The sequence below is a fragment of the Brevundimonas sp. UBA7534 genome, from assembly GCF_002479325.1.
Classification (GTDB): Bacteria; Pseudomonadota; Alphaproteobacteria; order Caulobacterales; family Caulobacteraceae; genus Brevundimonas.
The window spans coordinates 18,653-38,107 of the sequence record NZ_DLMO01000106.1 but is presented as its reverse complement, the minus strand read 5'-3'; the positions used below and the strand labels follow the sequence as shown (position 1 = coordinate 38,107).

Here is a 19,455-nt window from a genome sequence, read left to right as displayed (position 1 = left end):
ATCAAAACAATGAAACCGAAACTTACAAACGTTGTTTCATGGGTCGCTATGCGGCGGTGGCCAGCAGCGCCGCCGCCACAAAGGCCAAGGCCAGGCCGACCATTTTCAGCTCGCCCGGCATGACGCCGGCCACGATCAGGGCGATCACGGCCGTGGCCAGGGGAGCGCCCGCATTGGTCAGGGGCGCGACCACGATCGCCTTGCCGTGCCGGAAGGCATAGACCAGGAACAGGGCGCCGATGGCGTTCAGCATCTGGATCGCGCCGGCCAGCCACGGCCCGTCCCAGCCCCAGTTGATCGGCCTGGAGAAGTCCGTCATGGCGAAGGCGACGGGCGTCAGTATCAGGCCGGTCAGCATCATGTAGAAGAAGATGCTCTCGGCGCTCATCCGGTTGTTGGCCAGCTTCATGAAGAAGGCCTGCACGCCCCAGCACAGCATGATGACCAGGGCCAGCGGAAACCAGGTTGAGCCGTTGGCGAACGAAAAGCCCTGGGGCGAGAAGTCGAACAGCGGCAGGGCGATCAGCGCCAGGGCCACGCCCAGCGCGCCCAGTCGCGACGTGCGTTCCCTCAACACCAGCAGCGACATCAGGATCGTCACCAGCGGCGACAGCGAGATGATCGGGAAGATCAGATAGGCCGGGCCGGTCGACACCGCGTAGAACAGGATCATCTGCCCGCCTGCGCCCGTCAGGCCGATCAGCAGGCCGTAGAGGATCGAGCGCGGGTCGCGGTCCAGCTTCCACTTCTCGCGCTGCATGACCACCACCGCCGGCACGATCATGGTCAGCGCCCACACGCAATAGACCAGGGTTTCGGGAAAGCCGCGCTGGGCCGAGATGCCCGCGAAGGCGCCCCAGACACCCCACAGGCCGACCGTCATCAGGGCGAACCACAGCCAGCGCCGCGACGCGACAGCAGCGGGGGAGGCGGTTGTATCGGTCACGCGGGGTCACCTTGCATCGGGGTCGCCTCGATCAGCAGGAATTTCTCGAACCGGGCCGGAATTCGCGGCGCCTCGGCGCTGGCGGAGCCCAGGTCCACGCCGTTGAAATAATCGGTCAGGCGCCAGGCGCCCTCGCCCAGGCCGCGCAGCTCGACCGGGCCGTCCCATTCCGGGGCGTAGAAGGCGTAATAGAGCCGACCGCCCTTGGCCACGGCGTGGGCCTCGGGCCTGTCGAAGCCGATGTCGTAAAGCTCGCCCAGATACTGGCCCTTGGGCAGCATTCGCGCGTTGTAGATGTCGGCCCACTTGCGCCAAAGCGCCTCGCGCTCCGGCGTCAGCAGGAAGTTCGCATCCTTGCCGCGCCCTTCGTGGGGCCAGGTGAACTTGGTCGAGATGACGGCGCCGATGCCGACCGACGAGGCGAAGTCGTTCCCGCCGTCGCTCAGTTCCACGTGGTCGCCGGCATAGGCGGCGTCGCGCCCCATCAGCGCCTTCAGCGACTTGCCCTTCAGCCGTACCTGCCACGACGACAGCGGGTCCGAAGCAGGGACCTGGTTTGTGTACGGCAGATTGTGGAAGGCGTAGGCGGTGCCGCAGGGACAGAATTCGACCACCGCCTCGGGATCGGCCTCGCGCGCCGTGTCGTAGACCATCTTCCAGAAGTCCTGGAGCTTCTCGACGGACTCTTCCGGGCGGGCGTGGTTGTGGGCCGGGTTGTAGCAGGGCGCCACGCCATTCATGTGCTGGCCGTCAAGTTTCAGGCCCTGGAAACCCCATTCGCCGATGATCTTGTGGACCAGCTTGCGGGTGTAGTCGCGCGTCGGCTCATAGGCGGGGCACAGGGTGAAGGCGTTCCACCAGGTGACATCCTGCACCGCGCCGTTCTCGTCCAGCAGCAGCATGTCGGTGTGATCGTGCAGCAGGTCGGAGCCCGGATCGACCGCCAGCGGGGCCAGCCAAAGCTTCGGCTTCAGCCCCGCCGCGCGGATGTTGCGGGCGAAGGCGATCATGTCCGCTTCGGTGTGGAACTTGCGCGGATCCAGCGCCCAGTCGCCCTCGTTCGTCTGCCAGCCGTCGTCCAGCACGGCCCACTTGAAGCCCAGGTCGCGGACCTTGGCGTAGGTGCCCTCGATTTCGGCGACGGTGAAGTCGCGGTCGTAGCCCCAGGCGCACCAGATCGCCTCGTAGGAGCCATCGGGCGCCTTGGGCGCCGCCAGGCCGCGGTCGGCCATCACGCGGCGATAGGCGTCCAGCGTCGCGTAGTAGTCGCGCCGGTGCGTCGTGACGAAGGTGTCCAGCGAGGTCAGAGTCTCGCCGGGGTTCAGCGTCACCGGCCGCGCCTCTTCCAGCGCCACCGAGGCTCCGGCGGGAGTGGCCACGATCGGCAGGGCGATCAGCTTGGGCGTCAGTTCGACGTGCCCGACGGCCAGGCCCGCGTCTGGCCGCCAGACGTCGGCCACAGGCGTGCCCGAGCCGTAGTCCGACGCGTTCATGCCCATGAAATTGGCTTGGTCGAAGTCTTCGCCGACCGGCTGGACCCAGTCTCGGCGGTCCTCGTGGGTCGAGCCGGACCAGGACCAGAAACCGGCGCCCGACGATTTCAGCGTATGGCCGCCCACGCGCCAGCTCTTGATGGCCAGCGGCTCGCCGCGGGTGGCGCGCCAGGAAACCTTCATAAGCCCAAAGCCGGGGTAGCGGTCGTAGAAGGTGAGGGCGACGGTCTTTTCCAGCCCCTCGGGCGAAACGCCGCGCACGGTGTGGCGCACGCCCGCGCCGTGGACGTCATTCACCGCCTGGCGGTCCTGATCGACGAAGGCGAAGCGGTCGATGATCCGATCGTCGGCCAGGGTCACCGTCTCGGACGGCGCGAAGTCGGTCAGGGCGGCGGTCCGACCGCCCAGCCGCGAGATCAGCCGGCTGTTCATTGACGAATCGAATGCGACCGTCAGCATTTCGTCGCCCGCCTGCGCCACGGCTGGACCGGCCCAGGCGCGCCCGGCGCCCATCGCACCCGTGGCAAGGACCGTTCCGCCCATCAGGGACAGCAGGCCGCGGCGGTGAAGAAGGGGTCTTGTCAGCATCGTCTTAACCCTCGTCTGGCGATCGGCGTCGAATAACCTTGCATGGGCCTCTTTCCACATGCAAACAAAAAGACGCACAACGAAACATGCGCTGTTTCGTCACAGAATGTCGGATGGAGGGCTGTCATGATCTTCAACACGCGCCGATCGCTGATGCTTGCGGCGAGCGGATTGTCGGCCCTGGCGCTATCCGCCTGCGCAACCACGCTCCCCGCGACCTACGCCGCGTCCGATTTCGCGGCGATCCGCAAGATCGACGCCCACGTCCATGTCAACGTCGCCGATGACGCGTTCCTGGACCAGGCGACGGCGGACAATTTCGAAGTGCTGTCGATCAACGTCGACTATCCGGCCTTTCCCTCCCTGGCCGACCAGGCCGAGGTCGCGCACCACTACGCCAAGGCGGAGCCGGAGCGGTTCCACTATGCGACGACCTTCTCGATGCAGGGCTTCGGCGAGGCGGGCTGGGCGGATCGGACCAAGGCCCATATCGACGCCGAGGTCCGGCGCGGCGCCGTGGCCGTCAAGGTGTGGAAGAATGTCGGCATGGTCGAACGCGACGCCGCCGGCGATCTGATCTTCATCGACGACGCCGGCTTCGATCCGGTCTTCGACCATCTGGCGGCGACAGGCATTCCCCTGATCGCCCATCAGGCCGAGCCCTATAACTGCTGGCTGCCGCTGGATCAGATGACGACCCGGAACGACCGGCTCTATTTCAGCGCCCATCCCGAATACCACATGTACCTCCACCCGGAGATGCCGCGTTATCAGGACCTGATGGCCCGGCGCGACGCCATGGTCGCCCGTCACCCCGATCTGCCGTTCGTCGGGGCGCACATGGCCAGCCTGGAATGGAGCGTCGACGAAGCCGCCAAATTCCTGGACGCCCATCCCAACGCGGTCATCGAGACCGCCGCCCGCATGGCCCAGATCCAGTACCAATCGGTGCGCGACTATCGAAAGGTGCGCGACTTCTTCATCCGGTACCAGGACCGCATCCTGTACGGAACGGACCTGACGCTTAATCCCGGCGAGGACCCCGCGACGTTCCGGCAGGCGGCGCACGACTATTGGACCTCGGACTGGGCCTATCTGGTCACCGGCGACACGCAGCATGTCGAGGACATCGGCGCCGAGGTGAAGGGCCTGGCCCTGCCGCGTTCGGTCATCGACAAGATCTATTACGCCAACGCCCGGCGGGAGTTCTTCTCCCGCCCCTGACCCCGGGGGTTCCATGCTCATTCGCGCTCTGCTGGCGTCCGCCGCCATTGGCGTGGTCGCCTTCGCTCAACCCGCTTCCGCCCTGTCGGCCGCCGATCCGCTGGCGCCCACAGGGCGTTGGTCGATCCCTGAACGCGCGCAGGCGCGCACGCCGCCGATGGGATGGAACTCGTGGAACGCCTTTCGCACCGAGGTGGACGAGGCCAAGGTCTTGGGCGCGGCTCAGGCTATGGTCGACAGCGGCCTGTCGAACCTCGGCTACACATACGTCAACATCGATGACGGCTGGTGGCTGCGACGGCGTCAGCCCGACGGACGGCTGGAAATCCGCACGGCGATCTTCCCCTCGGCGCAAATCGAAGGCGGCGCTTCCAGTTTTCGGCCCTTCACCGACGCCCTGCACCGCCTGAGGCTGAAGGCTGGCATCTACACCGATATCGGCCGCAACGCCTGTTCGCAGGCCTATGACCTGCATTCGCCGAACCTGCCCGAGGGCTCCACGGCCGAGCGCGAAGTCGGCCTGGCGGGCCATGTCGACCAGGACATCGGCCTGTATTTCCAGGAGTGGGGCTTTGACTACATCAAGGTCGACGCCTGCGGTGTGAATGTCTACGGACCGGACAACCCGCTGGTGGCCGCGCAGGGCTACACCCCCGTGCCGCCCCTGATCGACCAGGCGTCGATCGCCCGTACCGACGTGGCCGCGGTCAAGGGGCTCTATGAGTCTGTGGCCGAGGCGCTGGAGCATCATAACCCGGACGGCGACTACATCCTGGCCATCTGCAACTGGGGCTCGGCCGACGTGCGCGCCTGGGGCAAGGACGTGGGTCACATGTGGCGCACCAGCGGCGACATCACCCCCACCTGGACCCGGATGCTGCACAATTTCGACAGCGCCTCGACCCGCGCCCTCTATGCCCAGCCCGGCGCCTGGAACGACCCGGACATCCTGTTCATCGGCCACGGCGAATTCGACGAGGCCCACCTGACGGAGGCGCGGTCGCACTTCAGCCTGTGGGCCATGATCAACGCGCCGCTGCTGATCAGCTACGATCTGCGCCAGGCGCCGCAGAGTTTGATGGACATCTGGGGTAACGCCGACGTCGTGGCGTTGAATCAGGACCCCGGTGGGCACCAGGGGATCATCGCCTATGCCTCGGACGATGTGCAGATCATCGTCAAGACCCTGGCCGATGGCCGCAAGGCGGCGGCCCTGTTCAACCGGGGCCTCGGCGAGACCGAGGTGACGCTGACGGCGGCCCAGCTGAAGTTCGCGCCCGACGCCCCGGTGCGGCTGCGCGACCTGTGGGACGGGACCGAGAGCGCCTTCACCGGCGAAACCGCCTTCACACTGGCGCCGCGCCAGACCTTGGTGTTCGCCGCCAGCGGGACGCGTGTCCTGACCGACGGCCTTTACGTGTCGGAGATTCCGGGGGCCGTGAACGTGGCGGTGGATGGGGTCGTGACGCCCGAGCCTGATCCTGTGATCCACCGAATGAGAAACGCCTGGGGCGAGACGCGCGGATCGGGCGAGCGGCCGACCTACGCGGGATGGGGCGGAGCGCGGGCCGATTCCAGCCCCTATGATGAGGCGCTGAAGATCGACGGTCAGGGTTTCGACACCGGCGTCGGCGTGTTGACCAACTCACGCCTGGAAATCCGAAATGACGGCTTCGCCCGCTTCCAGGCCAAGGTCGGCGTCGACGATTCCACCCGCAATACCCGCGATGCGGTCCGCTTCGTCGTTTATGGCGACGGCCGGCTGCTGGCCGAAAGCGGGCCGATGCGGTTCGGCCAGGCGCCCGCCTTGCTCAGCGCCGACGTCGCCGGGGTCCGTCTGGTCGAGATTGTGGCCCGTTCCGACGCCCTTACCAGCGACCTGCCGCTGGTGGCCGTCTGGGGAGAGGCGGCCTTGCGCCGCTGAGACCTGATCAGGCCCGATGCAGGTGAAAGCCCAGCCGCGTCGCCGCCTCGTCGATATAGGCCGGCGCGTCCGCATCGGTGACCAGGGCGTCCAGGTCGGCCAGGCCGATGATGCGATGCAGGCAGATCTTGCCGAACTTCGAAGCGTCGGTCACGGCGATGACCTCGCGCGCGGTCTCGACCATGCGGCGGTTCAACTGGGCCTCGGGCTCATGGTGGGTGGTCACGCCCCGATCGATGTCCAGGCCGTCGACCCCCAGGAAAACCTTGTCCAGGGACATGTCGTCCAGAGCCGCCACCGTCTGCGCGCCATAGAAGGCCATGTTGCGCCGGCGCAGTTCGCCTCCCAGCATGACGATCTTGATCTTTCGTTTCTGGGCCAGGACCGACAGGATGTCGAAGTCGTTGGTCACGACCGTCAGGTCTTCGTCGTCTGGCAGGAAGCGGGCGATCTGCATGGTGGTGGTGCCCGAGTCCAGCATGATGGACTCGCCAGGCTTCACCATGCCGGCGGCCAGGCGGCCCACCCTTTCCTTGGCTTCGGTATGGCTGGCGCGCTTTGTCTCAAGCGCCGGCTCGACCGGGGCGTTGACCACTTCGGTGCTGATCGCGCCGCCATAGGCGCGCGTGGCCACGCCGCGCTCTTCCAGATAGTGCAGATCCTTGCGGATGGTCTGCATGGAGACGTTGAACATCTCCGACAGGGCCGCGACCTGAACGCTGCCCCGCGCACGGATCATGGTCGTGATCTCGCGCCGCCGCTCGGACGTGTCGCGTGAAATCACTCGGGAACCGTCGGCCACGACCCGCATCTCCTCAACCAGAAAGCGGCGTCCAAGCCGCGCGATTCAACATAGCCGTTTTCACTTTGCCTACAAAACGAAAGCTTTGGTGATGAAGCCGGCAGATCAGGCGGCGGTGATGCGGTCGGCCTTGGCAAGCAGGCCCTGGGCCTGGCGGATGGAGGCGACGTCGATCATGCGGCCTTCCAGCGTGGCGGCGCCCCGCCCCTGGGCCGCCGCCTCGTCCAGCGCCGCCAGGATGCGGCGGGCGTGGGCGATCTCGTCCTGGGGCGGGGTGAAGACGGCGTTGATGGTCTCGATCTGGCCGGGATGGATGGCCCATTTGCCGTCGAAGCCCATCGCGGCGGTGCGCCGGGCGGCGGTCTCGAGCCCGTCGAGGTCGGCGTGACGCGACCACGGGCCGTCCAGGGCGCGCAGGCCGTTGGCGCGCGCGGCGACCAGGATGCGCGACATCGGGTAGTGCCAAAGGTCGCCGGGATAGGCGGGGTCCTGTTCGCCGATCGCGGTGGTGCGCGCGCCGGTCGAGGCGGCGTAGTCGCCGGGGCCATAGTGCAGCGCCTCGATGCGGGGCGAAGCGGCGGCGATGGCGTCGACGTTCGCCACGCCCTGGGCGCTCTCGATAATGAGCTCGAGTCCGACGGGTTTCGTCCGGCCCTGCTCGCGCTCGACCTGGCCGATTAGGGCCTCAAGGGCGTGAACATCGGCCGGACAATGGACCTTGGGCAGCATGATGAGGTCCAGCCGATCGCCCTCACCCTCCAGCGCCGAGATGATATCGCGCACGGTCCAGGGGGTGTCCCAGGCGTTGACGCGGATCGACAGCGTCTTGGCGCCCCAGTCGAATGACGAAGGCGCGCGCGCGGCGTTCGCGCGCGCCTCGGCCTTGTCGCCAGCGGCGATCGAGTCTTCCAAGTCCAGGAAAACAACGTCCGCATCGCTGGCTGCCGCCTTCTCGATGAACCGCATCGAAGAGGCGGGGACCGAAAGCTGTGAGCGGTTGAGACGGACGGGAACGGACATGGGCGAAGCCTTCGGGCGGCGGGACGATTCCGCCGCCTGTCTAGCACGAGGTCACGCCTCCGCCTTCGCCTGCTGTTCCTTCGCATGGGCGCGGAAGGCGTGCAGCAGAGGCTCGGTATAGCCGTTCGGCTGGGCCGCGCCTTCGAAGATCAGGGCGCGCGCGGCCTGGAAGGCCAGGCTGTCGTCCGGCGCGGGCGCCATCGGGCGATAGGCGGGGTCGCCGGCGTTCTGGGCGTCGACCTTGGCGGCCATGCGGATCAGGGCGTCATCGACCTGCTCCGGGGTGCAGACGCCGTGCATCAGCCAGTTGGCCAGGTGTTGGGCCGAGATGCGCAGCGTCGCCCGGTCCTCCATCAGGCCCACGTCGTCGATGTCGGGCACCTTGGAGCAGCCGACGCCCTGGTCGATCCAGCGGACGACATAGCCCAGGATGCCCTGGCAGTTGTTGTCCAGTTCCCGCGCGACCTCGTCCGGCGACCAGTTGGTGTTCTTGGCCAGCGGGATCGTCAGCAGGTCCGACAGGGGCGGCGGCGCCTGGCCCGTGAGTTCCTGCTGGCGCGCGGCGACGTCGACCTGATGATAGTGGACCGCATGCAGGGTCGCCGCCGTCGGGCTGGGCGTCCAGGCGGTGTTTGCGCCGGCCTGGGGATGGGCGATCTTTTCCTTCAGCATGGCGGCCATGCGGTCGGGCGCGGCCCACATGCCCTTGCCGATCTGGCCACGCCCGGCCAGGCCGGCGGCCAGGGCGATGGCGACGTTGCGGGCCTCATAGGCCTGAATCCAGGCCGAGGCCTTCATCTCGGCCTTTCGCACCATGGGGCCCGCGCGCATGGATGTGTGAATCTCGTCCCCTGTGCGGTCCAGGAAGCCGGTGTTGACGAAGACGATCCGGCCCCGGACCTCGGCCATCACGGCGGCCAGATTGGCGGAGGTGCGGCGCTCCTCGTCCATCACCCCGACCTTGATCGTGTGGCGCGCCAGGCCCAGCAGGTCCTCCACTGCGTCGAAGACCCGGTTCGTGAAGGCGGCCTCCGCCGGCCCGTGCATCTTGGGCTTGACGATATAGACCGAGCCTTCGCGGCTGTTGCGGAACCGGCCCGTACCATTCAGGTCGTGCTTGGCGATCAGCGTGGTCAGGACGGCGTCGACCAGACCCTCGGGCGCCTCTGACCCGTCCGCCAGGCATATGGCGGGCGTGGTCATCAGGTGGCCGACGTTGCGGACGAACAGCAGGCTGCGGCCGGGCAGGGTGAATGATGCGCCGTCCGGGGCGACATAGGCGCGGTCGTCCGCCAGCCGCCGGGTCAGGGTCTTGCCGCCCTTCTGGAAGTCGGCCGACAGGTCGCCCTTCATCAGGCCCAGCCAGTTGCGATAGGCCGCGACCTTGTCGGCCGCATCCACGGCCGCGACCGAGTCCTCCAGATCGACGATGGTGGACAGGGCCGATTCCAGCACCACGTCGGCCAGGCCCGCCGGATCGGTCGCTCCGATCGGATGGGCGCGGTCGATGACCAGTTCGATGTGCAGGCCGTGGTGGCGCAGCAGCACGGCCTCCGGCGCCGCGGGATCGCCGCGATAGCCGACGAAGGCCGACGGGTCCGCCAGCGCCGGCGACAGGGCGCCGTCACGGACCGACCAGCCGGATGCGTCGGCGTGCGACCCTTCGGCCAGCGGAACGGCCTGGTCCAGGAAGGCCTTGGCCCAGGCGATGACCTGGCCGCCGCGTTCGGGATCGTAGCCGCCGCCCGCCGCCGGGATCGGCGCGATGGCGTCCGTGCCGTACAGCGCGTCATACAGGCTGCCCCAGCGGGCGTTGGCCGCGTTCAGCAGGAAGCGGGCGTTCAGCACCGGCACCACCAACTGCGGTCCCGCCGCGATCAGTTCGGCGTCGACCTTTTCGCTTTCGACGCGGAAGGGCGCCGGCTCGGCGGCCAGGTAGCCGATCTCGGTCAGAAAATCCCTGTACGTCGCGCCGTCGACGGCGCCAGGGTGGGCGTCGTGCCAGGCGTCGATCCGCGCCTGCATCCGGTCGCGTTCGGCCAGCAGGGCCAGGTTTTCGGGCGCGAAACGGGCCAGCAGGTCGGCGAACACGCGCCAGAAGGTTTCCGCATTCAGTCCCAGGCCGGGCAGGGCCTCGGTTTCCACGAAGGCGGCCAGTTCCCCGGCGACGGACAGGCCGGCGCGATCGACGATGCTCATTGGCGTTCTCTCTTTCGCGATTATCCTACGCGCCCGCCGCCCACATACCAGACGCAAAGATGGGTGATCTGTTGTGCGGATTATGCAAATATCGGCCGTGGACGACGAATACGCCCTGTTCGCCGCCGTGGTGGAGCACGGCAGCCTGTCGGCCGCGGCGCGGGCGATGCGCCTGTCGCCGGCGATGGCGTCGCGTCGCTTGGCGCGACTGGAGGACCGGTTGGGCGTCCGACTCTTGAACCGCACCACCCGCCGCCAGAGCCCGACCGAGGCGGGAGCGGCCTTCTATCGTCGGGTGGTGGAGATACTGGCGGCCTCGCGGGAGGCCGAGGCCCTGGTCGCGGGCGGCGCGCGGACGGCGGCCGGGCCGCTGAGGATCAGCGCACCCACCTCCTTCGGGCGTATGCACGTGGCGCCCTATGTGAAAGGTTTCCTGGACCGTCACCCGCGGGTGACGCTGCGGCTGGATCTGTCGGACGCCTATGTCGATGTGGTGGGAGAACGCTACGACCTGGCGATCCGCATCGGCCAGCGGGTGGAGGCGTCGATGGTCGGGGTGCGGCTGGCGTCCAACCGACGGGTGCTGTGCGCCAGTCCCGCGTATGTCGCGGAACACGGCGAGCCCCGGACGCTGCGAGACCTCTCAGGCCATCGACTTCTAGCGGCGGCGGGCCAATCTCCGTGGCGGCTGCAAGGGCCGAACGGCGCGGTGTCGGTCACGGTCGACAGCCGGGTGGCCACCAACTCCAGCGAGGTGGTGCGCGAGTTGGCCATCGCCGGCGCGGGCATCGCCCTGCGCTCCACCTGGGACATCCACCAGGATCTGGCCGCGGGCCGACTGCGGGTCGTGCTGCCCGATCACGAAGGCGCACAGTCGGTGGGACTATACGCCGTTCATCCGCGCTCAGACCTGGTTCCGGCCTCGGTCGTCGCCTTCATCGCCTATCTTGCGGAGATCTACGGCGATCTTCCGCCTTGGGAAGATCAGGCCGATTGACGCAGGTTGAAGCGAATTTCTTGGCGCGCAGCTTTTGTTGACGGCGACAGGACTGCTAGACACGCGCAAAACAAGGAGGAAACCATGCGCGACATCCGCCACTTCATCGACGGCGCGGCCTTCGAGGGCGCCTCGGGCCGGTTCGGCGACGTCTTCGACCCCAACACCGGCGAGGTGCAGGCGCGCGTGCAACTGGCCACGACGGCCGAGGTCGATCGCGCGGTGCAGGCCGCCCAGAACGCCTTCGACGGCTGGGCCAGCACCAATCCCCAGCGTCGCGCGCGGGTGATGTTTGAGTTCAAGCGCCTGGTCGAGGCGCGGATGGACGAACTGGCCGAACTGCTGTCCAGCGAGCACGGCAAGGTCATCGCCGACTCCAAGGGCGACATCCAGCGCGGGCTGGAGGTGATCGAATTCGCCTGCGGCATCCCCCACGCCCTGAAGGGCGAATACACCCAGGGCGCCGGGCCCGGCATCGACGTCTATTCGATGCGCCAACCGCTGGGCGTGGTGGCGGGCATCACCCCGTTCAACTTCCCGGCCATGATCCCGATGTGGATGTTCGGCGTGGCCATCGCGGTGGGCAACACCTTCGTGCTGAAGCCGTCCGAGCGCGATCCGTCTGTGCCGGTGCGCCTGGCCGAACTGATGCTGGAGGCCGGAGCGCCCAACGGCGTGCTGAACGTCGTGCACGGCGACAAGACGGCGGTGGACGCCATCCTGACCCATCCGCTGATCCACGCCGTCAGCTTCGTCGGCTCGTCCGACATCGCCCACTATGTCTATCAGACGGGCGCGGCCAACCATAAGCGGGTCCAGGCGATGGGCGGCGCCAAGAACCACGGGATCGTCCTGCCCGACGCCGACATGGATCAGGTCATTAAGGATCTGTCCGGCGCGGCCTACGGTTCGGCCGGCGAACGCTGCATGGCCCTGCCGGTGGTGGTCCCGGTCGGGAAGAAGACGGCGGACGAACTGCGCGAGCGGATGGTCGCCGAAATCCCCTCGATGCGGGTCGGCGTCTCGACCGACGCGGGCGCCCATTATGGGCCCGTCGTCACCGCCCAGCACCGCGACCGCATCGCCGGCTGGATCGAGAAGGGCGTGCAGGAAGGCGCCGAACTGGTCGTCGATGGTCGCGACTTCAGTCTGCAAGGCCATGAGAAGGGCTATTTCATCGGCCCGTCGCTGTTCGACCATGTGAAGCCCGAGATGTCGTCCTACCAGGAGGAAATCTTCGGACCGGTGCTACAGATCGTGCGCGCCGAGACGTTCGAGGAGGCGCTGGCCCTGCCGTCGAACCACCAGTACGGCAACGGTGTCGCCATCTTCACTCAAAATGGCCGCGCGGCGCGCGACTTCGCCGCCCGGGTCAACGTCGGCATGGTCGGGATAAACGTGCCGATCCCGGTGCCGGTCGCCTATCACACCTTCGGCGGCTGGAAGCGGTCGGCCTTCGGCGACATCAACCAGCACGGCATGGAGGGCGTCCGCTTCTGGACCAAGACCAAGACCGTGACGGCCCGCTGGCCGGACTCGGCGCTGGAGCATTCGGACAGTTCGTTCGTCATTCCGACGATGCGCTGAGGCGGTCATGGATTTCGCTCTCAACGACGATCAGCGCGCCATTCAGGACGCCGCCCGCGCCTTCGCCGAGGCCGAACTGGCGCCCCATTCGGCCCGCTGGGACGAGGACAAGCATTTCCCCGTCAAGGTGATGAAACGGGCGGCCGAGATGGGCTTCTGCGGCATCTACACCGGCGAGGAGCATGGCGGCATGGCCCTGGGCCGGGTCGAGGCGGCGGTGATCTTCGAGGAGCTGTCGCGCGGCGACGTGGCGACGGCGGCCTTCATCTCGATCCACAACATGGCGACGTGGATGATCGACCGGTTCGGGTCGGACGATCTGCGCGTACGGTTCGTGCCGTCGCTGGTCGGGATGGAGAAGATCGCTTCCTATTGCCTGACCGAGCCGGGCTCGGGATCGGATGCGGCGGCGCTGCGGACCGCGGCCGTGCGCGACGGCGACCACTATGTGCTGAACGGGTCGAAGGCCTTCATCTCCGGCGCTGGCACGTCGGACGTCTATGTCGTCATGGTCCGCACGGGCGCCGAGGGGCCGAAAGGCGTCAGCGCCATTGTCGTCGAAGCCGGCACGCCCGGCCTGTCGTTCGGGGCGCAGGAGCGGAAGATGGGCTGGAACGCCCAGCCTACCGCCATTGTCCAGTTCGACGACTGCCGCGTGCCGGTCGCCAATCTGCTGGGCGACGAAGGGGCGGGGTTCCGTTATGCGATGGCCGGTCTGGACGGCGGACGTCTGAACATCGCCGCCTGTTCGCTGGGCGGGGCGCGGCTGGCGCTGGAGACAGCGCAGGAATACGTCGCCACCCGCAAACAGTTCGGCCGTCCGATCGGCGAGTTCCAGGCGCTGCAGTTCCGGCTGGCGGACATGGCCACGGACCTGGAGGCGGCGCGGCTGATGGTGCTGCGCGGCGCCTGGGCCATCGACACCGACCACCCGGAAAAGACCAAATGGTGCGCCATGGCCAAGCGGCTGGCCACCGACGCCTGTTTCCACATCGCCGACGAGGCGCTGCAGTTGCACGGCGGCTACGGCTATCTAAAGGACTATCCGCTGGAGCGGATCGTGCGCGATCTGCGGGTCCACCGCATCCTGGAAGGGACCAACGAGATCATGCGGGTGATCGTGGCGCGGGAGATGGCCCGAGGATGACCGAACCCGAAGTCCTGACCCGCATCGAGAACGGCGTCGGCCGCATGACGCTGAACCGGCCCAAGGCGATCCATGCGCTGAACCGGTCGATGTGCGAGATGATGACCGAAGCCCTGCTGGCCTGGCGCACGGACCCTGCCGTCTCCTCCATCCTGATCGACCACGCCGGCGAGCGAGGTTTTTGCGCGGGGGGCGACATTCGCATGATCGCCGAAAGCGGTGCGGGCGATGCGTCGGAGGCCAAGGCCTTCTTCCTGGCCGAGTACCGGCTGAACCACCTGATGTTCGACTATCCAAAGCCGATCACGGCCATCGTGGACGGCATCGTCATGGGCGGCGGGGTCGGCATCTCGGAGCCGGCGAAGGTGCGGATCGCGACTGAGCGGACGACCTACGCCATGCCGGAAACGGGCATCGGCCTGTTTCCCGACGTGGGCGGGGGCTGGTTCCTGCCGCGCCTGCCGGGGCAGACGGGCGTCTGGCTGGCGCTGACGGGCGCGCGGCTGAAGGCGGCGGACACGGTGGCGCTGGGCGTCCACACTCATTTCATCGACAGCGGCGCGGTCGCGACCCTGACCGGCGAACTGCTGGCGGCCCCGGCCGATCCGCAATGCGTGGCCGATCGCGTGTCGGGCGACGCCGGACCCGCGCCCTTGGCGTCGCATCGCGAGGCGATCGACCGGCTGTTCGCCTTCGACACGGTCGAGGAAATTTTCGCGGCGCTGGCGGCGGACGGTTCCGACTGGGCGATGGCGCAGCTGGCGACGCTGAAGACCAAGTCGCCGCAGTCGCTGAAGGTCACCCTGCGCCAGTTGCGGACCGGGGCGACGCTGAACAGCTTCGGCGACAACATGGCGATGGAATACGCCCTGGGCGGGCGCGTGGTGCGGACCCACGACTTCCAGGAAGGCGTCCGCGCCGTGATCGTGGACAAGGACAATGCGCCGAAATGGTCCCCGGCGGAGGTGTCGGGCGTGACGGACGAGACGCTGGACGCGCTGTTCGCGCCGCTGCCGGAAAATGAAAAATGGACGCCGCTGGCCTGACCGCGTCGCCGCTTTCGCGGGGGTGAGCGGACAACAATAAGGGAGAGAGACCATGACCAAGATCGCCTTCATCGGCCTGGGCAACATGGGCGGCGGCATGGCCGCGAACCAGGCCAAGGCCGGCCATGCGGTCGCGGCCTTCGACCTGTCGGCCGAGGCGCTGGAGCGGGCGGGCGCGGCGGGCTGCACGCCGGCCGGATCGGTCGCCGAGGCCGTCAAGGACGCCGAGGTCGTCATCACCATGCTGCCGGCCGGGCCGCACGTGCTGAAGGTCTATTCGGAGCAGATCCTGGGCGCCGCGCCGTCCAGCGCCCTGCTGCTGGACTGTTCGACCATTGACGTGGAGACGGCGCGCAGGGTCGCGGGTCTGGCGCGAGACGCCGGCTACGCCTTCGCCGACGCGCCGGTGTCGGGCGGCACGGCGGCGGCCGAGGCCGGCACGCTGGCCTTCATGGTCGGCTGCGACGAGGGCGACTTCGGGCGGGTCGAGGCGGCGCTGGATCCCATGAGCCGCATCACCATCCGCGCCGGCGACCACGGCGCAGGGCAGGCGGCCAAGATCTGCAACAACATGCTGCTGGGCGTCAGCATGATGGGGACCTGCGAGGCCATCGCCTTGGCCGAGAAGCTGGGCCTGGACCCCGAGCGCTTCTTCGAGATCGCCTCCAAGTCGTCGGGACAGTGCTGGAGCGTCAGCAGTTATTACCCCTGGCCCGGTCCGGTGCCGACAGCACCGTCGAACCGCGACTACCAGGGCGGGTTCGCCACGGCCATGATGCTGAAGGATCTCAAGCTGGCGCAGGACGCGGCGGCCAAGAGCGGCGCCTCCACCCCCCTGGGCGCCCAGGCCGAGGCCATGTACGCCCTGTTCGACCGCCTGGGACATGGCGGTCGCGACTTCTCGGCCATGCTGCAATTGCTGCGCGGCCGCCTTTCCGAACTGGAGACCTGAGATGGCCGACGCCTATTCGACGCTGCTGATCGAACGCCATGCGGACGGCTATGCGGTCGTCACCCTGAACCGGCCCGAGGCGCTGAATGCGCTGAACTCGACCCTGTTCGGCGAATTGGCGGCCTTCTTGGATGCCGTCGAGACGGACGACAGCGTGCGCTGCCTGATCCTGACCGGATCGGCCAAGGCTTTCGCCGCCGGCGCCGACATCAAGGAGATGGCGGACCAGTCCTACGCCGACATGTTCAAGGGCAACTTCTTCGCCCTGGGCCATGACCGCATCTCGCGGTTCAGGAAGCCGATCATCGCGGCGGTGTCGGGCTACGCCCTGGGCGGCGGGTGCGAACTGGCGATGCTGTGCGACTTCATCATCGCGTCCGAAACGGCCAAGTTCGGCCAGCCGGAGATCAACCTGGGCGTGGCGCCGGGGATCGGCGGATCGCAACGGCTGACGCGGCTGGTCGGCAAGTCCAAGGCGATGGACATGATCCTGACCGCGCGGATGATGGATGCGGCCGAGGCGGAACGCGCTGGCCTGGTCAGCCGCGTGGTGGCCCCCGACGCGCTGCTGGACGAGGCGCGAGCGGCGGCGGCGAAGATCGCCTCGCAGAGCCCGCTGGCGGTGATGATGAACAAGGAAATGGTCAATGTCGCCCTGGAGACGACCCTGACCGAGGGCGTGCGCTTCGAGCGCCGCCTGTTCCACAGCCTGTTCGCCTTCGAGGACCAGAAAGAGGGCATGTCCGCCTTCGTTGAGAAGCGGAAACCGGACTTCAAGGGGCGTTGATGCCCGCGCGCGGCTGGCGCCGCGCCGCCGCGACGCCTTAATAGGGCGAACCCTTCAACGACCCAGGATCGCCTCGCCTTCATGTCCTCGCCCTTCGCCATCGACGAACCGGACCTGGAGTCCTGGGGTGAGGCCGACGATCCCGTGGTTGTTCTGGTCGGCCCGCGCGAACGAATTTCGGCGGATTGGCGCGCTTCGGTCCGGGCCCTGGTCGAGGCAGGACGTCGCGTGGTCGCGCCCGACCTCGATAGGTTGGAGCCGCCTTTCGCAGTCGCGGCGCTGCGTCGCCTGCTGACGGAGATGTCGTCGCGGCCGTCGATCCTGTCCACGGCCGAGAGCTGCGATCTGATCGCCCAGGCCCTGTCGGGCTCAGGCCCGTCGCCGGCGGCGGCGGTCATCGTCGCGGGCGAGGTTTCCGTAGAGGCCGCCGCGTTCGGCGCGCCGGTGCTGGCCCTGGCCCGGGGGCAGGGGGAGGCGTTCGACACCGCCCTGGTCGCCTTTCTGGAGGAGACCGCCCCGCGCGAGGCCCTGGTCTATCACTCGGGATCGGATGCGCGGACGCTGCGCGACGCCCTGGGCTGTTTCGCCACCGGGGTGACGGTGGTGACGACGCGCGACGGGGCGGGTCTGCCCGTCGGCCTGACGGCCAACTCGTTCAGCGCGGTGTCGCTGGATCCGCCGCTGATCCTGTTCTGCCTGGCCAGGAGTTCCAGCAACCTGGACCGGTTCCGCGCCGCCGAACACTTCGCCATCAATGTGCTGCACATCGGCCAGCAGCCGACCTCGGGCGTTTTCGCCCGTTCGACAGAAGATCGTTTTCAGGACGTGGCCTGGGAGGCGTGGGACACCGGCGCGCCGATCCTGTCGGGCGCCCTGGCCAGTTTCGAATGCGCCACCCATCAGGTGGTCGAGGCCGGCGACCATCTGGTCTTCATCGGCCGGGTGCTGCGGGCGCGGTTCGAGCCGCGTCGCGATCCGCTGCTGTTCTTCCGGGGCAAGTATCGTCGGCTGCACTTCGCCTGAGCGCCCTGTTCACGACGCCACGCGCGTCCTATCTGTCCGCCGAAGATCAAGAGGAAACTGTCATGTCCGCGTCCGATCCCGTCGTCATCGTCTCCTACGCCCGCACGCCGATGGGCGGCTTTCAGGGCGCGCTGTCGGACGCCAAGGCCACCGACCTGGGCGCGGCGGCGGTGAAGGCGGCGCTGGATCGCGCAGGCCTGGCGCCCGAGAAGGTCGAGCAGATCATCATGGGCTGCGTCCTGCCGGCGGGCCTGGGCCAGGCGCCGGCGCGCCAAGCGGGCATGGGCGCGGGCCTGCCGGTCTCGACCGAGGCCACCACGGTCAACAAGATGTGCGGCTCGGGCATGCAGGCGGCGATGATGGCGCGCGACGCCCTGCTGGCCGGTTCGACCGAGGTCATCGTGGCGGGGGGCATGGAGTCCATGACCAATGCGCCGTACCTGATGCAGAAGCACCGCGGCGGGGCCCGCATCGGCCACGACGTCATCTCCGACAGCATGTATCTGGACGGGCTGGAGGACGCCTACAATCCCGGCAAGCTGATGGGCCAGTTCGCCGAGGACACGGCCCAGGCCTATCAGTTCACGCGCGAGCAGCAGGACGCCTATGCGACCGCCAGCGCCGCGCGCGCCAAGGCGGCGCAGGAGTCCGGCGGCTTCGACGCCGAGATCGTTCCGGTCGAGGTCAAGACGCGAAAGGGCGTGGTGACGGTCGATCGCGACGAACAACCGACCAAGTCCGACCCGTCCAAGATCCCGAACCTGAAGCCCGCCTTCGGCAAGGACGGCACCATCACCGCCGCCTCGGCCGCCTCCATCTCGGACGGCGCCGCCGCCCTGGTCATGATGCGTCAATCGACGGCCGGCGCGCTGGGCCTGACGCCCGTCGCCCGCGTGGTCAGCCAGGCCGCCCACGCCCACGAGCCCAGCCTGTTCACCACCGCGCCGGTGTTCGCGCTGCGCAAGGCGCTGGAGAAGGCGGGCTGGTCGGCCGAGGACGTGGACCTGTGGGAGGTCAACGAGGCCTTCGCCGTGGTGCCGATGATCGCCATGCAGGAGCTGGGCGTCCCCCACGACAAGATCAATGTGAACGGCGGCGCCTGCGCCCTGGGCCATCCGCTGGGCGCCTCGGGCGCGCGGGTGCTGACGACCCTGCTTTCGGCGCTGAAGGCGCGCGGCAAGACCAGGGGCGCGGCCGCCCTGTGCATCGGCGGCGGCGAGGCCACGGCCATGACGGTGGAAATGGTCTGACCGTCCTGGGGGCGGGAGGACCTAGGCGGCGTGACGACGAAGGTCGTCGGCCAGTCGCGCCGGGTCGAAAGGCTTGGCGATCACGTCGGCGGCACCCAGCGCGCGATAGCGGGCGCGTTCATGCTCGGCCGCACGACCGGTCAGAAACACGACCGGCGTGTCGGCCAGGCCGTCCAGGCGTCGCAGGGCGGCCAGCGTCGTGGGGCCGTCCATATCCGGCATGCAGACATCCAGCAGGATCAGGTGGGGCGGCGGCGCGGCCTTGAGGTGCTCGAGCGCCGCATGTCCCGAATCCAGCGAGGTCAAGGTCATGTCCTCGGCTGCGGCCAGGCAAACGGCGATCAGGTGGCGCATCTCGGCGTCATCGTCGACATGCAGGATCAGCAAGGTGCGAAACGACATAGGGCGCAATACGCGATCAAGCCCGGCGCGGATGCCGCGGCTAGGGTTGAACAGTGTCGGTAATCGAC

At 68.1% G+C, this 19,455-nt stretch carries 16 protein-coding genes; 10 read left to right on the top strand and 6 right to left on the bottom strand.

Translation table 11 applies throughout. The features are described from left to right. Nucleotides 1-46: 46 nt before the first annotated feature. Both B2U11_RS08245 and B2U11_RS08240 read right to left on the bottom strand, forming a co-directional pair. Entirely contained in the window at nucleotides 47-946 is a 900-nt protein-coding gene (locus B2U11_RS08245) for an EamA family transporter (protein ID WP_292071022.1), read from the bottom strand. Beyond that, entirely contained in the window at nucleotides 943-3,027 is a 2,085-nt protein-coding gene (locus B2U11_RS08240; RefSeq protein WP_292071021.1) for a glycoside hydrolase family 36 protein, read from the bottom strand. Before B2U11_RS08240 ends, B2U11_RS08245 begins: the two co-directional genes overlap by 4 nt. A 126-nt stretch (nucleotides 3,028-3,153) precedes the next feature. Here B2U11_RS08240 and B2U11_RS08235 point away from each other — a divergent pair, with 126 nt between their 5' ends. Both B2U11_RS08235 and B2U11_RS08230 read left to right on the top strand, forming a co-directional pair. Beyond that, the gene (locus tag B2U11_RS08235; protein WP_292071020.1) at nucleotides 3,154-4,251 is read left to right on the top strand and encodes an amidohydrolase family protein; all 1,098 of its coding nucleotides are present in this window, start codon (nucleotides 3,154-3,156) and stop codon (nucleotides 4,249-4,251) included. Between the two features lie 13 nt (nucleotides 4,252-4,264). Then, entirely contained in the window at nucleotides 4,265-6,175 is a 1,911-nt protein-coding gene (locus B2U11_RS08230; RefSeq protein ID WP_292071019.1) for an NPCBM/NEW2 domain-containing protein, read from the top strand. Between the two features lie 7 nt (nucleotides 6,176-6,182). Here the strand turns inward: B2U11_RS08230 and agaR are convergent, their stop codons facing one another. The 3 genes from agaR to B2U11_RS08215 form a co-directional block, all read right to left on the bottom strand. Beyond that, nucleotides 6,183-6,986 carry a transcriptional repressor AgaR gene (gene agaR / locus B2U11_RS08225; RefSeq protein ID WP_292071018.1) on the bottom strand — a complete coding sequence of 268 codons (804 nt, stop codon included), beginning with the start codon at nucleotides 6,984-6,986 and terminating at the stop codon, nucleotides 6,183-6,185. Nucleotides 6,987-7,082: 96 nt separating this feature from the next. Continuing rightward, the gene (locus B2U11_RS08220) at nucleotides 7,083-7,997 is read right to left on the bottom strand and encodes an HpcH/HpaI aldolase/citrate lyase family protein (protein ID WP_292071017.1); all 915 of its coding nucleotides are present in this window, start codon (nucleotides 7,995-7,997) and stop codon (nucleotides 7,083-7,085) included. A gap of 51 nt (nucleotides 7,998-8,048) precedes the next feature. After that, nucleotides 8,049-10,196, bottom strand: a complete 2,148-nt coding sequence (locus B2U11_RS08215) for a malate synthase G (RefSeq protein WP_292071016.1) — start codon at nucleotides 10,194-10,196, stop codon at nucleotides 8,049-8,051. Nucleotides 10,197-10,278: 82 nt separating this feature from the next. Between B2U11_RS08215 and B2U11_RS08210 the strand changes: the two genes are divergently transcribed. The 8 genes from B2U11_RS08210 (at nucleotide 10,279) to B2U11_RS08175 (ending at nucleotide 18,985) form a co-directional block, all read left to right on the top strand. Then, entirely contained in the window at nucleotides 10,279-11,193 is a 915-nt protein-coding gene (locus B2U11_RS08210; protein ID WP_292071015.1) for a LysR family transcriptional regulator, read from the top strand. Between the two features lie 84 nt (nucleotides 11,194-11,277). Beyond that, the gene (locus B2U11_RS08205) at nucleotides 11,278-12,780 is read left to right on the top strand and encodes a CoA-acylating methylmalonate-semialdehyde dehydrogenase (protein WP_292071014.1); all 1,503 of its coding nucleotides are present in this window, start codon (nucleotides 11,278-11,280) and stop codon (nucleotides 12,778-12,780) included. 7 nt (nucleotides 12,781-12,787) lie between these two features. Continuing rightward, nucleotides 12,788-13,927 carry an isobutyryl-CoA dehydrogenase gene (locus B2U11_RS08200; RefSeq protein WP_292071013.1) on the top strand — a complete coding sequence of 380 codons (1,140 nt, stop codon included), beginning with the start codon at nucleotides 12,788-12,790 and terminating at the stop codon, nucleotides 13,925-13,927. Continuing rightward, complete coding sequence (locus B2U11_RS08195; RefSeq protein WP_292071012.1) at nucleotides 13,924-14,973, top strand: enoyl-CoA hydratase/isomerase family protein; 1,050 nt, start codon at nucleotides 13,924-13,926, stop codon at nucleotides 14,971-14,973. The genes B2U11_RS08200 and B2U11_RS08195 overlap by 4 nt, the downstream gene beginning before the upstream one ends. A gap of 52 nt (nucleotides 14,974-15,025) precedes the next feature. After that, entirely contained in the window at nucleotides 15,026-15,925 is a 900-nt protein-coding gene (mmsB, locus tag B2U11_RS08190; RefSeq protein WP_292071011.1) for a 3-hydroxyisobutyrate dehydrogenase, read from the top strand. Nucleotide 15,926: 1 nt separating this feature from the next. Continuing rightward, nucleotides 15,927-16,712 carry an enoyl-CoA hydratase gene (locus B2U11_RS08185; protein WP_292071010.1) on the top strand — a complete coding sequence of 262 codons (786 nt, stop codon included), beginning with the start codon at nucleotides 15,927-15,929 and terminating at the stop codon, nucleotides 16,710-16,712. A gap of 81 nt (nucleotides 16,713-16,793) precedes the next feature. After that, nucleotides 16,794-17,735, top strand: coding sequence for a flavin reductase family protein (locus tag B2U11_RS08180; RefSeq protein ID WP_292071009.1), 942 nt, complete (start codon nucleotides 16,794-16,796; stop codon nucleotides 17,733-17,735). Between the two features lie 62 nt (nucleotides 17,736-17,797). Then, on the top strand, nucleotides 17,798-18,985 hold the full coding sequence (locus tag B2U11_RS08175; RefSeq protein WP_292071008.1) for an acetyl-CoA C-acyltransferase: 1,188 nt from the start codon (nucleotides 17,798-17,800) through the stop codon (nucleotides 18,983-18,985). A gap of 21 nt (nucleotides 18,986-19,006) precedes the next feature. On the opposite strand, the gene B2U11_RS08170 is transcribed toward B2U11_RS08175, so the two are convergent. Next, entirely contained in the window at nucleotides 19,007-19,387 is a 381-nt protein-coding gene (locus tag B2U11_RS08170) for a response regulator (protein ID WP_292071007.1), read from the bottom strand. Between the last annotated feature and the right edge of the window lie 68 nt (nucleotides 19,388-19,455).